Below are 14,139 nucleotides of genomic sequence, written 5' to 3'. Positions count from 1 at the left end.
GCATGAGTCAGAACGATCAGGATTTGTCGGCGTGGATTGAGCGGATTCGCGGGTGTGAGATGCCCGTCTTCGGGCATACGGTCCAGGCCCTGCGCGAGATCATGAGCGACGAGCGGGCGTCCGCGTCAGCGCTGGCCCAGGTCATCCTCAAGGATGCGCCGATGACGTCCAAGGTGCTGCGCCTTGCCAACAGCGCCTATTTCAACAACGCGCGCCAGAGCGTCAATACGGTGTCGCGAGCCATCGTGGTGCTGGGTTTCGATCCGGTGGCGGAGCTTGCGCTGTCGGTGTCGCTGATTGATTCCCTGTTGAAGGGCGGCGTGCGCAGCCGCGTGCAGATCGAGATGGCCCGCAGTTTCCACGCGGCGGTGCAGGCGCGCTGGGTGTCGGCGCGTCGGGGCGACGGCGCTGGCGAGGAGGTCTTCATTGCCGCGCTGCTGGCGCGTGTCGGTGAAATGGCGTTCTGGTGTTTTGGCGGTGCGCAGGCGCAGACCCTCGACCGTTGTCTCACCCAGTCGCAGATGCGTGAGGAGGAAGCGCAGCAGGTCGTGCTGGGATTCCCGCTGCGCCATCTTTCCGTTGGACTGGTGCGGGAATGGCGCCTCGGCAGCCTGGTTGCCGCTGCCCTGGAGGGCGACCCCCGTAGTCGGGGGCCAGAGAGGGCGGTTGTGCTCGGGCACCGTCTGGCCCGCGCTGCGGAAAGCGGATGGGACTCTCCCGCCGGCCGGCAAGCCATCCGTGATGTGGCGGATTACCTTGGGCAAAGCCCTTCCGTGGTGCAGGCCGAGGTGATTGCGAATGCCAACGAGGCCGCGCGGGTGGCCGGCACCTTTGGTGCCGCAGAGGCCGCGAAGATCATTCCGCATCGGGATCAGCTGGCGGAGCCGGAAATACCTGCCGTCGTCATCCCATCAGGGCCGGATGCAGGCTTGCAGCTACGCATCCTGCATGACCTGACCGCGCTGACCATGAGCCGGGCCAGCATCGCCGACATTCTTCAGTTGGTGCTCGAAGGCGTATATCGGGGCGTGGGCTTCGAGCGCGTGGTCGTCGCGCTGCTGACGCCGGACCGGAGCGAACTGCAGGGCAAGGCGGCGCTGGGCGTGGGAGGCGACGGCCTGTGTGCGCAGTTCATGTTCTCGATGGATGGTGATCCTGAGGATGCGATTGATGCGGCGATCGACAGCGCTGTGGCGTGCTGGGTCACGCCAAAGCGCAGCCCGAAGGAGATCCGGCGCCTGTTGCGGGTGACCGCCTGCAACCATGCTTTCGTCGTGCCCTTTGGCACGCCGAATCGCCAGATCGGCGTGTTGTATGCCGATCGGGGAGGAAAGGCGCTTGATGACGAGAGCTGGCGCGCCGTCCAGCATTTTGCGCTGCAGGCGAGCCTGGCCGTGGGCCTGCGTGCTTCGGGCAGCGATTACGCGTAGTCCGGGTGCGGAGGACTTGCGCGCGCGGGTGCGTCGGTAACAACTCCGGGATTATCATTGCGGGTCTTTGTCCACCCGCTCTCGTTTCCGGAGTTCTGCCATGCCTGTTCTGCTTTCCCCCCCTGATGCCTCAACCCTGTTCCCCGTCGCCGGTGTTCGCCTCGGTGTGACCGAGGCGGGTGTTCGAAAGGCTAACCGGAAGGATCTCACGCTGATTGAACTGGCGCTGGGCTCCCGGGTTGCCGGCGTGTTCACGCAGAACCGCTTTTGCGCTGCGCCGGTGCAGGTCTGCAAGGCCCATATCCCGTCAGGGAACATCCGTGCGCTGGTGATCAACACCGGTGTTGCCAATGCCGGCACCGGCGAGCCCGGTCTGGCCGCCGCGCGGGAAACCTGTGCCGCGGTGGCCGCGCAACTCGCCGTCGAGCCCGGGCAGGTGCTGCCGTTCTCTACTGGCGTGATTCTCGAACCCCTGCCGGTGGAGCGCCTGGTGGCCGGCCTGCCGGGCGCCAAGGCGGCCCTCAAGGCGGATGGGTGGTACGACGCCGCCCACGGCATCATGACCACCGACACGGTGGCGAAGGCGACGTCCCGCAAGGTCCAGATCGGCGGCAAGACGGTGACTCTGACCGGTATCTCCAAGGGCGCCGGCATGATCAAGCCCAACATGGCCACCATGCTCGGCTTCCTGGCCACCGATGCGGATGTGGCCCAGCCGGTGCTGGATGCCGTGCTGAAGGAAGTGGCGGACCTGTCCTTCAACAGCATTACGGTGGATGGCGATACGTCCACCAACGACAGCTACATCCTCATTGCCACCGGCCAGGCGGGCAATGCCACCATCGCCGATACGGCCTCGGCGGACTACGCGGCTTTCCGCGCCGCCGTGCTGGAAGTGTCCATCTGGTTGGCCCAGGCTATCGTGCGTGATGGCGAAGGGGCGACCAAGTTCATCACTCTGCAGATCGAAGGGGGCAAGGACCGCGAGGAATGCCGCAAGGTCGGTTATGCGATCGGCCATTCCCCGCTGGTCAAGACCGCTTTCTTCGCATCCGACCCCAACCTGGGCCGGATCCTGGCCGCCATCGGCTATGCCGGTATCGGCGATCTGGACGTTTCCGCGCTGCGTGTCTGGCTGGCCAGCAACGGGGAGGAAGTCCTGGTTGCGGAGAAGGGCGGACGGGCCGCGAGCTACAAGGAAGAGGCCGGCGCCCGCGTGATGGCGGCCGCCGAAATCACGATCCGGGTGGACCTGGCTCGCGGCGACGTCGCAGCCACGCTGTGGAGCTGCGACTTTTCCTACGACTACGTGAAGATCAACGCGGACTACCGTTCCTGATCCACACGGAAACGCCCTGCGTCAGACGTTCTGGCGCAGGGCGTCCACGACCTGCTGGCGGGTGACCTTGAAGGCCGGCAGGATCGAGGCCAGCACGGTCCCGAAAATGCCCACGCAGGCAGAACTGGCCAGCGTCAGCGGCACGATCCGGATATAGGCGGTGTAGCCGACGTTGGCATTGGGCGGCGGCGGCATTGGGATGCCAATGGCCGAAATGGCGAGGGCGGCCGCCACCCCGAGCAGCACGCCGATCACGGCGCCGGCGACGCCCAGGATCGCTCCTTCGACGATGATCAGCTTCACGATGTCCCGCGAGCGGTTGCCGAGCGCCTGCATCGTGCCGAACTCACCCTGGCGTTCGAAGACGCTCATATTGACGCTGTTGGTGACCGACAGCAGCACCATCAGCAGGATGATCAGCTGCAGTACGCCGAACTGGCGGTCGTAGAGCTGCACGGTCTTGTCGTAGAAGTCGGACAGGCTCTTCCAGCTGCGCACGTCGTAAGGGCTGCCCTGCAGTTCGGTGCCCAGTTCCGCCAGCACCCGGTCGGTGTCCTCGGTCTTGTGCAGGGACACCACGAGCATGTTGGCGCCCTTCGTGAACATCAGTTCCTGGGCTGCTGCCAGCGGGATGCGGACGGCGCGGGCGTCAAAGTCCTTCGAGAAGCTCTGGAACACGCCGATGACCTCGAAGTCCTGGGTGTTCATCGCCCCCTCCGCCGCCGACAGCACCAGGGTCACCCGGTCGCCGGGCTTGAGGCCGAGGGTCTTGGCAACGCCCTGTCCGATCAGGATCCCCTCCCGGTCGGTATCCTTCAGGTGGCGGCCCTCGGCGATCATGATGAAGCTGCCGAGCTTGGTTTCCTTGTCCGGCTCGACGCCCTCGCCAATGATGGAAAGGTCGCGCTTGCCGTTGTTCAGGAGGCCGGAGAAATAGATGCGCCCCATCACCTGGTCGACGCCGGCGTGTTTCTGGACCGTGGCCGCCAGCGTGCCTGGCGAGTCGATGAGATAGCGTTCCGGCGAGCGGGTGCCCTTCTCCATGAAGTCCTTCTTGAAGATCTGCAGATGGCCGGTCTGCGAGTGGATGATCACCTCGCCGAGCTGGATGAAGGTGTCCTGGACGAAGCCCCCGGCCAGGATGAGGCCGATGACGCCGAAGATGATGGCCGCGAGCGTCATCCCGCTGCGGATCTTCTGGCGCAGGACGTTGCGGAGTGCGAGCTTGAACAGCATGGGTGTGGGATCCCTTCAGCGCTGGTGACGCAGGGCGTCGACAATGACCATCCGCGAGGCCTTCCAGGCGGGGAAGATGCTTGCCAGCACCGTGGTGGTTATCGCCAGGGCCAGGGCCTCCAGGGCCAGTCCGGCGGTGATGTTGATCTGTCCGGTGAAGCCGTGGGCCATGCCCGGGGGCGGCGGCATCGGAATGCCGATATAGGAAATGATGGACGCGAGGACGCTGCCGGTGATCACGCCGAGGGTGCCGCCAATGATGCCCAGCATCAGTCCTTCAAGGATGAACATGCGCAGCACGCCCTTGGCCGGCAGGCCGATCGCCATGACAGTACCGATCTCGCCGGTGCGCTCGATGACCGACATCGACAGCGTGTTGCTGATCGACAGCACGATGATGAAGGCGATCAGCAGTTCCACACCGCCGATCTGTCGGGACATCAGCACGACGGTTTTCTTGTAGAAATCTGCCAGTTCATGCCAGGGCACGAACTGGATGTCCTGCCGGCCGGCCTGGCTGCGCATGGTGGCCACGAAGCGGTCCGTGTCGGCCGTGCTGTCGAGCAGGGTCACCCAGCTGGTGGCGCCGGTGGTACGCGTCAATTGATGGGCGACCGACAGGGGCGCGCGCAGGAAGGCATCGTCATAGGCCTTGGTGGCGGTCATGAACAGCCCGCGGACCCGGCATTCCACCGCGTTGAGGCTGCCTTTGCGGGTCGCGCTGAGCAGGACGATCTTGTCGTTGGTCTTGATGCCGAGGTTGGCGGCCAGACCTTCGCCGACCACGATGCCGTTGGGCTCGTCGGGCGACAGGGGCTGGCCGTCCACGATATGCAGATCCCGGCTCAGTTCCGCTTCCCGGGCCGGATCCACGCCTTCTCCCGAGAACGCGATGCTCGACTCGTCATGGCTGATGAGGCCGGTGAAGACGAGACGCGGGGTGATCGTCCTGACGCCGGGCGCCTGGGCGATGGTCTGGATCAGGGGATCATCCTTGGGCAGCAGGTAGGAGTAAGGATCGGCCAGGCCCTTGTCGAAAAAACCGGGCCGCACGATCTGCACATGGCCGAGCTGGGCGTGGATGGTCGACTCCCGCATGTTGTCGAAGATCCACTGCGTGAAGCCGCCGGCAAGCATCATCGCGATCACACCTCCGACGATGATCGCCAGTGCGAAAAGGGAGCGCCGCCGCTGGCGTACCACGTTACGAAGGGCGATCGTGATATCGCGTCGGTATGAATCTAGATACATAAGCGGACGTCCATTGCGTGCGTGCAGTTAGGATACAGCAAGGCCCTGGTGTAGGAACGGATGGGCCGGAGGGCGCGGCGCAACGGCAGCTCGGGTAAAGAGCGATGGCGTGGCTGTCGGTTTTTTTTACAAAACAGGCATTGGCTCCGGGCGGGGAACGTCCTGCGATTCTTAGATTGTTGAAATAAAGCGTTTTTTTATTGCTGGCACAGGGGTTGCTTATAAGAGTGCGTAATAGAAAGCTTACACACAATAAGTGTTCTGCAACTAGTTTTAGGAGAATTCCAAATGTTCAAGAAAACTCTTGTCGCCGCCTCCCTGGCTCTGGCCGCCCTCAGCGCGCAAGCTAGCGTTGCGATCAACATCGACTTCGACGGCGCCGGTGGCCTGGAAAGCTCGACCGCCATCCGCTCCCTGGACTGGGCTCCCAACTCCATCCTGATCACCAGCACCGTGGTGGGCCAGAACGCCGCTGCGCCGAATATTGGCGACGTCGTTCAAACCTACGCGCAGGCTACCCTGGGTTCCGCCATCGACGGCGCCGGCAACCTGTACAGCCCGCTGGGCCTGAACTCCAGCAGCGCTGCAGGTTACGAATGGACCTTCGTGGCCGGCTTCCGTGAAGTCATCACCGGCTTCCAGGGCGTTCCGGGCAACGGTACCGTCACCCTGCAGACCGCGTCTGGCGGCATCAACTTCTTCGAAGTCTATGTCAGCAAGAAGGACTCCAACGCCTTGGCCGGTACCGGTTACAGCAACGGCACCAAGATCCTGAGCGGCACCATCGATGCCTACAATGCATCGACCGACGTGGGCAAGAGCTCCTTCACCACGACCTCCGGCACCACGGTGCTGCCGCTGGACGGCTCCAACGGCGACAACTACCCGACCATCAAGTCCGTTACCGGTAGCGGCACGGGTGACCTGAGCGCCACCGTTGGCTACGTCGACAAGAACTACTTCACCGACCTCAACGTGAATGACCTGGTGAACCTGTTCCTGCAGACCAACCTGGGCCTGCCGTTCGGCCAGGTCGATCCGTCCGCTCTCGTGGCTGGCGTCCCGGGTGCGACCCTGGGCTCCATCGGCCCGGTGAACGGCATCACCGGCCCGAACCTGCTGCTGCAGAGCGATGCTGCCAGCAACTTCACCCGCAAGGTTCCGGAGCCCGCCACCCTGGTGCTGGCTGGTGCGGCCCTGTTCGGTTTGAATCTGAGCCGCCGCCGTTCTTCCAAGTAAGCCTCTAAGCTACTTGTAAGCACTGCAAGCAATTGAAAAAGCCGTCCAGTTCAGACTGGACGGCTTTTTCTTTTGTTACGGCCTGTTGTTGCGATTGCCGGGCAAGCGTCGGGGCGGGTGATATCTCCGGTGGAAGTAGTTCAGCGCATCAGTCCGCGCGCTCTCAGTTCCTGGTTGGCTTGGTCGAGCTTGTCTTCGGGTAGTGGCTCGGACAGCACCCATGCCGCAAAACGGGATAGACCTTCGTCCAGCGTAACCTGCGGGACGAAGCCGAGCGACTGCTCGATTTGCCGTGTGTCGGCGTAGCAGTGCCGGATGTCGCCGACGCGGAATTCGCCGGTGACATGGGGGGCGACCGTGCCCTTGAATTTCTCCACCAGCAGGGTTGCGAGTTCCATGACCGAGGTGGGTATTCCGGATCCCACGTTGAAGATGCTGCCGCTGCTGACCTCGGCTTCGAGGGCGCGCTGCAGCGCCCCAGCCACGTCGGAGACGTGGACGAAATCCCGCGATTCCCGGCCGTCCTCAAAGATCGGCAGGCTCAGGCCGCGCCGGATTCGTGTCGAGAAGATGGACAGGATGCCGGTGTAGGGATTGTTCAGCGACTGCCCTTCACCGTAGACATTCTGGAACCGGAGGATCACCGATTCCAGGCCGAGGGCCTCGCATCCAATGCGGACCAGATCCTCCTGGGCATACTTGGTGGCAGCGTAGATCGAGGCCGGGCGGACCAGTGCGCTTTCCGGTGTGGGGGCGATCCGGCCCGCCTGTCCGCACAACGGGCAGCGAGGCTCCCAGAACTGGGCCTGCAGATCGGCGAGCGTTCTCGCGGGCGGATAGACCAGCCCATTGTGGCTGGGGGCGCAGTCGCACGCATAGGCGCCTTCCCCATAAACGCTGCGGCTCGAGCCGAGCACGACCCGTTTCACCTGGCCCTTGCCGCGGGAGAGGGCTTCGAACAATAGCGCCGTACCCTGGGAATTGACCGCGTTGTAGTGGGCGATCTGGTACATCGATTGTGCGGTGCCGGTTTCGGCGGCCAGGTGGACGACCGCATCCATGCCCGCGAGGGCCCGGAGCCAGTCGTCCAGTCGCGTGACGTCGCCGCGCATGAATTCGGCGTCGCTCAGGCTGGCGGGGTAGTGTGTCGGCAGCGGGCCGTGAATCTGGGCGCTGAGGTTGTCGAGCACGCGGACTTCATGTCCGGAGCGGGCGAGCAATCCGGCAAGCGTGGAGCCGATGAAGCCGGCGCCACCGGTGACGAGTACTTTCATGGGGGTCTCCTGACGGGGCGGGTGTCCTGCTGATCAAGGAACAAGTCCGGATGGTACAGGGCAGGATGGGTAGGTTCAGGCCGATGCTGCGAGCGCCGCCGTCAAAGCGGCGGGAAACAGCGTGCGCGGGTGGTGGATCTGGAAGTCCGCCTGCAAGGCTTGGGCACGTGCTGCATAGGCGGGGGTATTGAGGATCCGGTGCAGGGCTTGCTGCAGGCGCTGGGGGGACGCTTCGCTGGCGCGCATGAATTCGCCGGCGCCCGCCTCGGCGACGGTTTCCATCGTCAGCACCTGATCGAGGTTGGAGCAGATGCCGAGCACGGGCCGCCCTTCCGACAAGGCCTGGTGGATCGTGGCGCTGCCGCCGTTGCCGATGACCAGCCTGGATGCGCGGGCGGCGAGGTCGCCGGGCAGGAAGGGGACCGCGTACACCGCTGGCGGCGTGGCGGGAAAGTTGCCGCGCGCCGCTGTCGCCACGACGGCGCAGGCGTTCTCCGCCTGGCAGGCGGCGACGATGGTGGGCAGCAGGTCCACTTTGCCGGTGGAGCCGAAGGTGATGTACACCGGGCGCGGTTCCTGGGGAAGGTCTTTCCACCAGTCGGGTACATCGAGTGCCGGAGACCACACGATGGGGCCGATGTAACGATGGCTGGCGGGCGCACCGGGGGTCGGGATCAGCGTCGGGCTGTCCGCGTAGAGCGTGATATCGGCATCGCAATACAAGTCGCCGATAGTGGCGTAGGCGGGCAGACCATATTCCTTGCGCACCGTGTTGGCCGCGCGGATATGGAACTTCGACGCAAGAGGCCAGATGGCATTGAACAGCGGATCGATGATGCGGTGGCTGGCGAACGCAGATATCGGCAGGTCCGGCGCGGGCATCGGACGGGGCTGCCGGTAGGGGCTCCAGTGTGCGTTGCAGACAGCCAGGTAGCGGATGTCCAGCTTGCGCGCGGAGATGCCGAGGGACAGGCGGAAGTCGCCGATCACCACGTCGGGTTTCACGGCTTCGAGCAGGGCCAGGTCGTTGCGCACATACGTCCGCCATTCATCGGTCGAATAGACGGGTTTGCCGGAGGCCAGCCGCCCAAGAAACAGGGCCGGGGAAATGCTCTCCAGCGTGTGCCGGGTCCACGTGCGTTCCCGCTGGCAGAAGTCGAATTGCCCGCTGCTTGCGAAATGGATGTCGAAGGATTCTGCATCGAGCGTGCTGGCCAGCACGCTCAGGCGCGCGACGTGTGCAAGGGAAACCGCTTCGGAGACAAACAGGATTCGTGGTCTTATGCCCATGACTGGCGGCCTGCGATAAGTTGATTGCAGCTTAGCACGCATCCGGCAGGCGGCTTCATGGTGGCATGTCGATATGCAGGACGGTCAAGTCGCAACGCATGAGAAGGCCCGGCGGCGGTGGCGCGCCGTCATGGCTTTCATCCGTTGCGCGCTTGAGGCTGCAGTGCTGCAGGGTATTGAGCCCGATCTGTTGCACGCGGGAGAGCAGGCTGAGGAAATGCCCTTCGTGGGCCACCCGGGCGGTGACATGCAGTGCTGTTTCCCGCAGCCCCGCCAGCCTTTCGGGCTGTGCGGGTGAGGTGACCGGGCGTTCGGGTTCGAGGCCGAAATCCAGCTCGCTGACATGCAGGCCGGGATCGGCACGCATGCGCTCCAGGGCTTCGATCCAGACCGCACGGGCGGGCGCATTCGACAAGCCGCCGGCCTGCAATTGCTGCCACGCCGAGAGGGTGGCGCGAGTGCGCTGCAGGGCCGCTTCGGCTTGCTGGAGCGTGGCTTCGACCTGCCTGAGTTGCGTGTATGCGTCGCGCTCGGCCTGCTGTGCTTCGCCGAGTTGGTAGTGGCTCAGGCCGGCTGCCGTGGCGCCGGCGATGGCCAGGGCTGCGGCGATCAGCAGAGGGCGGGCGAGGGGATGAGTCCTGCTGGAACGACGCTTCATGGTTGCATGGGGAACTGGACACGGATGCCGAGCACGGCGGCTTCGCGCGCCGCATGCAGTTCGGTGGCGCGCAGGGTAAGGCTGGGATCCAGCTCGGCGGGCAGGCGTTCGATGACGACCTGGGCGCCTGGCATTCCGTGCAAGGCGGCGGGAATGTGCGTGCTGAGGGCGGCCCTGTCGTGCAGATGCGCCGCGCCGTCGGGAAGGCTGAATTCGACGCGCAATGTCTGGACGTTGCTGTCGGTCGGGGATGGCGTACCTGCCGCGGGGCTGGCGCTCCAGTCGATGCGCTGGATGTCGAATGCCGGCAGTGGTGCGAGGGCGCGGGTCAGCGACTGCAGGGCGGGCTCGGGGCCGGCGGTCGGCTGCCGCGTGGAAAGGTGTTCGACGAGCGCCTGAAGGCTGTCCGGTGGTTGCGGCTGGTCCTTTAGCGCGGCCTGCCGCAGGGCGAGTTCTGCGGCCGTTCGCTGCTGCCGGGTGACGTTCTGCAGGCTGCGGAGCTGGGCTTCTTCAATCTCGCCGAACTCGAAGAGCGCGATTGTGAGGCCCGCGCACAGGCATGCGACGCCCAGGCCGAGGACGGCGTTGCCGATGCTGCGCAGGCGGTAGCGACGGAAGGTGCTGGCCGGACCGCAGCGTGGCAGGCGGCGGAGCGGTTTGGCGGCCACGGACAGGAGGAGCGGAAGGCTGTCGTGATCGCCCTGCGAGAGGTGGATTCCGCTCTGACGGGCGAGTTGGCGGATATCGATGTGGGTGATCTTCAGGCCGTCGTTTTCGCCGGATGCCGGGGCTGGCGGTGGTGCCTCGGCCGCTTCACCGATGATGAAGGACGGGCAGGGCGAGCCGTGTGCCAGCGTCCGCTGGCCGAGCAGGTATTGGTGGACGCGGGATAACTCCGCTGCGGCGGACGTGTCGGGCCCCGTCGATGGACCAGGCGACAGGCGGCTGAACAGCAGCCGTGGGCCGTCGATGCACGAAACCCGTAGTCCGGCCGGCGTTTGCAGTGCGACGAGAGCCGGGCCGGCGGGAAGGGGGAGTCGTTGCGCCGGCACAGCCGACAGTGTCGAGACAGGCAGCAGTCGTCTGACAGCGTGTCCCGCCGCGTCGATGGCATCGAGCCAGGGGCTGATGGCCGCCGGCCGCGTCAAGGCCATGAGCAGGACGCGCTCGTCCTGCCGCCCTGAGCGCTCCCGCTCCAGGTACTGGTGCGTGATGAACGGGGTGTCGGGAAAGACCTGCGCCTGTCTGCGTTCCCGCACGTGTTTGCGGTCGGGGCCGCGGACGTGGGGAAGGGGCTCGATCCGGAAGCGCTCGTCGGGCAGGTCGATCAGGATCGTGAAGGTGGTGTGGCGCGCCAGCCCCGCCAGCCACTGGGCGAAGGCCTGTTGGCCGGCCGGCTCGGGGGCGAAATGTTCCCTGAGCACGGTCGTGCGGCTGCGCTTGTCCCTGCTGTAGCTGTGCAGGCCGTCCGGCGCGAGGTAGAGGAAGACGTGGCGGCCCATGGTCAGAGCGGCATGTGGGTGATGATGTCGTACACCGGCATCAGGATTGCGCTCATCACGCCCAGCAGGAGCGTCCCGAGGATCAGCGTCAGCACCGGCTCGATACTGGCCTGCAGGCGTTCGATCGCCTCGCGGACGTCCCGATCGTAGAAATAGCTGACATTGGCGAGGGCGGTGTCGAGCGCGCCGGTGCTTTCGCCAACCCGCAGCATGCGGGTGACCAGTGGGGGAAACAGGTCGACGGCGAGGAAGGCCTCGGAGACCTGCCGGCCGTCCTGGATAGCTTGCCCGACCTGCTGCAGGCCGCGCTGCAGCGCGCTGTTGCCGACCACGTCTTCGGCTGTTTTCAGGGCGTCGATGATCGTGATGCCGGAGGCGTACATCATCGCAAACAGACCGGTGAAGCGGGCCAGGATGATCTTGGTGAGGATTGCACCGATGATGGGCAGGCGGAGCAGGGCGGCATCGAAGCGCAGGCGCAGCCCGGCGTGGCCGAGCAGCGCCAGACGGGCGCCGAAGGCGCTGGTGAACACGGTTGCGGCGAGCAGCCAGCCGTGATCGGCCAGTAGTCCGGACAGGACGATCAGCTGGCGGGTCTGCCAGGGCAGCGGCCGGCCGGTGCTGTGGAACAGGCGGGCGAGTTCGGGTACCACGTGGAGCAGCGCAACGCCGAGCGCGGCGAGGATGACGGTGATGACGATGGCGGGATAAATCGCAAGGCGGCGCGAATGGGAGGCGAGTTCGTCCTCGCGCTTGAGGGCGTCGGAGAGGGTGCAGAGGATTTCCGGCAGGCGGCCTGACAGTTCGCCGGCGCGGATCAGGTTGCAGAACACCGGATCGAAGACCCGCGGGTGGCGCGCCAGCGCTTCGGACAGGGTGAGGCCGCCTTCGATGCCCTGGACGGTGTCGGCGATGACCTGCCTGAAGGGCGGATGGTGGATCGCGTCGCGCAGGTCGCACAGGCTCTCGATGATCGGCACGCCGGCGCGCAGGAACTGCTCCAGGTGAAAGCACAGCTTGATCAGCTCCCGCCGGGAGACGGGGCGTTGCCAGCGGGCCCAGGGTGAGGCCGTGACGGGCTGGCCATGCAGCAGGTCGAGATCGAGCCGGCGCAGGCGTAGTTCGAGGTCGGCGAGGTCGATGGCTTGCAGGCGCCCGCGCACCCGGCGGCCGTTGGCGTCCATGGCCCGGTAGGCAAAATCGGTCATTGCCGCGCGTAGTCGCTCAGGTCGATCACCCGGGCCAGTTCATCGAGCGTCGTGCTGCCTTCGAGGACCCGGCGGGCACCGTCCTCGGCGAGGCTGGCGAAGCCGTGCTCCCGCGCCACGTGGAGGATTTCGCGGGCGGAGGCGCGACGGGCGATCAGCTCGTCCAGGCTGGTGTTCAGGCGCAGCAGTTCGATGATCGCCAGCCGCCCGCGATAGCCCTGGAAGTCACATCGGGCGCAACCCGTGGCGCGGTACAGGAGCGCTTGTGGCTGGCTGGCGCCGAGGCCGAGCAGCTGCAGTTCGTGGGCGCTGGCCGGATAGGCTTCGCGGCACGCCGGGCACAGGCCCCGCACCAGCCGCTGGGCGACGATGCCGATCAGGTTGCCGGCCAGGATGTCCGGCTGGATGCCGATGTCCAGCAGGCGCGGGATCGCGCCGATGGCCGAGTTGGTGTGCAGCGTCGAATAGACCTGGTGGCCGGTCATCGCCGCCTGCAGGGCCATGCGGGCGGTGTCGGTGTCGCGGATCTCGCCGACCAGGATCACGTCCGGATCCTGACGCAGCATCGAGCGCACGCCATTGGCGAAGTCGAGCCGAGCGGCGTCGGCAACGGCGGTCTGGCGGATCATCGCCAGCGGGTACTCGACCGGATCCTCGAGCGTCATGATGTTGACGTGCTCGGTGTTGAGGTGATTGAGGATCGAGTACAGCGTGGTCGTCTTGCCGCTCCCCGTCGGCCCGGTAACGAGGATGAGCCCCTCGGGGCGCGATATCATCTGTTTCAGGTGCTCGAACGTGGCGGGAGCGAGGCCCAGTTCGCCCAGGCTGACGATGCCCTTGTGGCGGTCGAGTACCCGCAGCACGATGTTCTCGCCGTGAATCGTCGGCTGGGTGGCGACCCGGAAATCCACCGGCCGTCCGCTGACCTGCAGGGAAATGCGCCCGTCCTGGGGCGCGCGGATCTCGGCGATGTTGAGACCCGCCATCACCTTCAGGCGGACGGTCATCGCCGGCCAGTGGGACTTGTGCAGCACGCGGATCTGCCGCAGCAGGCCGTCCAGGCGGTAGCGGATGCGCAGGAAGCCGGCTTCGGGTTCGAAATGGATGTCCGAGGCGCCGCGTTTGACGGCGTCGGCCAGCAGGGAGTCGATCAGCCGGACCACCGGCTGCGCGTATTCCCCCCGCGGCGTGCCCCGGCTGCCGCCGTCCCGGGTACCGGTTTCGATCTCGTGCAGGATGCCGTCGATGGACAGGGTGTGGCCGTAGAACTGGTCGATGGCGCGGGCCACTTCCGATTCGCCGGCGAGGCGCGTCTCGATGTGGGTGCCGGCCGGGAGGATGCCGAGCAGCTGGTCGCTGGCGTCGATGTCGTGGCTGTTGCCGGTGGCGATAATCAGGTGGTGACGGGCCGAGTCGTAGCTGAGGGGGATCAGCTTGAGGCGGCTGGCCAGCTCAAGGGGGATCAGGGCCAGGGCCTCGCCGTCCGGGATCTGCGTGCCCAGGTCCACACTGGTCTGTTCGAGCGCATGGGCCAGCGCGTCGCGCAGCACCGCCTCGGACAGGAAGCCGAGGCGCACCAGCTGCTGGCCGAGCAGGCCGCCGCCACGGCGCTGCTCGTGCAGCGCGATGTCGAGCTGATCCTTGCTGATCAGGCCGAGCTGCAGGAACGTGGCACCGATGGGGCGCGGGACAGCGTCCATTTTCATGACGGA

The 14,139-nt window shown here is 65.8% G+C and carries 11 protein-coding genes; 3 read left to right on the top strand and 8 right to left on the bottom strand.

What is annotated here, in order from left to right; all coding sequences use genetic code 11:
• Positions 1-2 precede the first annotated feature (2 nt).
• Both AC3QL2_RS07500 and argJ read left to right on the top strand, forming a co-directional pair.
• A complete protein-coding gene (locus AC3QL2_RS07500; protein ID WP_493235312.1) occupies positions 3-1,430 on the top strand; it encodes an HDOD domain-containing protein in 1,428 nt (475 codons plus the stop codon).
• Between the two features lie 100 nt (positions 1,431-1,530).
• Complete coding sequence (gene argJ, locus AC3QL2_RS07495; RefSeq protein ID WP_493235311.1) at positions 1,531-2,769, top strand: bifunctional glutamate N-acetyltransferase/amino-acid acetyltransferase ArgJ; 1,239 nt, start codon at positions 1,531-1,533, stop codon at positions 2,767-2,769.
• Positions 2,770-2,790: 21 nt separating this feature from the next.
• Here argJ and AC3QL2_RS07490 read toward each other — a convergent pair whose 3' ends face one another.
• Together AC3QL2_RS07490 and AC3QL2_RS07485 are read right to left on the bottom strand one after the other, a co-directional pair.
• Entirely contained in the window at positions 2,791-4,005 is a 1,215-nt protein-coding gene (locus tag AC3QL2_RS07490) for an ABC transporter permease (RefSeq protein WP_493235310.1), read from the bottom strand.
• 15 nt (positions 4,006-4,020) lie between these two features.
• Positions 4,021-5,256, bottom strand: coding sequence for an ABC transporter permease (locus AC3QL2_RS07485; RefSeq protein ID WP_493235309.1), 1,236 nt, complete (start codon positions 5,254-5,256; stop codon positions 4,021-4,023).
• Positions 5,257-5,544: 288 nt separating this feature from the next.
• On the opposite strand from AC3QL2_RS07485, the gene AC3QL2_RS07480 reads away from it, so the two are divergent.
• Positions 5,545-6,495, top strand: a complete 951-nt coding sequence (locus tag AC3QL2_RS07480; RefSeq protein WP_493235308.1) for a PEP-CTERM sorting domain-containing protein — start codon at positions 5,545-5,547, stop codon at positions 6,493-6,495.
• Positions 6,496-6,635: 140 nt separating this feature from the next.
• On the opposite strand, the gene AC3QL2_RS07475 is transcribed toward AC3QL2_RS07480, so the two are convergent.
• From AC3QL2_RS07475 to AC3QL2_RS07450, 6 genes are all read right to left on the bottom strand, one after another.
• Positions 6,636-7,769 (bottom strand): NAD-dependent epimerase/dehydratase family protein, encoded by a 1,134-nt coding sequence (locus AC3QL2_RS07475; protein WP_493235307.1) that lies wholly within the window; start codon positions 7,767-7,769, stop codon positions 6,636-6,638.
• Positions 7,770-7,844: 75 nt separating this feature from the next.
• A complete protein-coding gene (locus AC3QL2_RS07470) occupies positions 7,845-9,059 on the bottom strand; it encodes a glycosyltransferase (RefSeq protein ID WP_493235306.1) in 1,215 nt (404 codons plus the stop codon).
• Positions 9,060-9,114: 55 nt separating this feature from the next.
• Positions 9,115-9,717 carry a hypothetical protein gene (locus AC3QL2_RS07465; RefSeq protein ID WP_493235305.1) on the bottom strand — a complete coding sequence of 201 codons (603 nt, stop codon included), beginning with the start codon at positions 9,715-9,717 and terminating at the stop codon, positions 9,115-9,117.
• A complete protein-coding gene (locus tag AC3QL2_RS07460; protein WP_493235304.1) occupies positions 9,714-11,219 on the bottom strand; it encodes a hypothetical protein in 1,506 nt (501 codons plus the stop codon). Before AC3QL2_RS07460 ends, AC3QL2_RS07465 begins: the two co-directional genes overlap by 4 nt.
• A gap of 2 nt (positions 11,220-11,221) precedes the next feature.
• Entirely contained in the window at positions 11,222-12,427 is a 1,206-nt protein-coding gene (locus tag AC3QL2_RS07455; protein WP_493235303.1) for a type II secretion system F family protein, read from the bottom strand.
• On the bottom strand, positions 12,424-14,133 hold the full coding sequence (locus tag AC3QL2_RS07450; protein WP_493235302.1) for a GspE/PulE family protein: 1,710 nt from the start codon (positions 14,131-14,133) through the stop codon (positions 12,424-12,426). Before AC3QL2_RS07450 ends, AC3QL2_RS07455 begins: the two co-directional genes overlap by 4 nt.
• Positions 14,134-14,139 lie beyond the last annotated feature (6 nt).

It is taken from the genome of Zoogloea sp. GW822-FHT05C07 (genome assembly GCF_058800215.1).
This window is presented reverse-complemented; position numbering and strand designations above follow the sequence as displayed.

Excerpts from the sequence above, each read along its gene's own strand:
- argJ (WP_493235311.1), top strand. The coding sequence starts at position 1,531 with ATGCCTGTTCTGCTTTCCCCCCCTGATGCCTCAACCCTGTTCCCCGTC.
- AC3QL2_RS07450 (WP_493235302.1), bottom strand. The coding sequence starts at position 14,133 with ATGAAAATGGACGCTGTCCCGCGCCCCATCGGTGCCACGTTCCTGCAG.
- AC3QL2_RS07480 (WP_493235308.1), top strand. The coding sequence starts at position 5,545 with ATGTTCAAGAAAACTCTTGTCGCCGCCTCCCTGGCTCTGGCCGCCCTC.
- AC3QL2_RS07490 (WP_493235310.1), bottom strand. The coding sequence starts at position 4,005 with ATGCTGTTCAAGCTCGCACTCCGCAACGTCCTGCGCCAGAAGATCCGC.
- AC3QL2_RS07465 (WP_493235305.1), bottom strand. The coding sequence starts at position 9,717 with ATGAAGCGTCGTTCCAGCAGGACTCATCCCCTCGCCCGCCCTCTGCTG.
- AC3QL2_RS07500 (WP_493235312.1), top strand. The coding sequence starts at position 3 with ATGAGTCAGAACGATCAGGATTTGTCGGCGTGGATTGAGCGGATTCGC.
- AC3QL2_RS07485 (WP_493235309.1), bottom strand. The coding sequence starts at position 5,256 with ATGTATCTAGATTCATACCGACGCGATATCACGATCGCCCTTCGTAAC.
- AC3QL2_RS07460 (WP_493235304.1), bottom strand. The coding sequence starts at position 11,219 with ATGGGCCGCCACGTCTTCCTCTACCTCGCGCCGGACGGCCTGCACAGC.
- AC3QL2_RS07475 (WP_493235307.1), bottom strand. The coding sequence starts at position 7,769 with ATGAAAGTACTCGTCACCGGTGGCGCCGGCTTCATCGGCTCCACGCTT.
- AC3QL2_RS07455 (WP_493235303.1), bottom strand. The coding sequence starts at position 12,427 with ATGACCGATTTTGCCTACCGGGCCATGGACGCCAACGGCCGCCGGGTG.
- AC3QL2_RS07470 (WP_493235306.1), bottom strand. The coding sequence starts at position 9,059 with ATGGGCATAAGACCACGAATCCTGTTTGTCTCCGAAGCGGTTTCCCTT.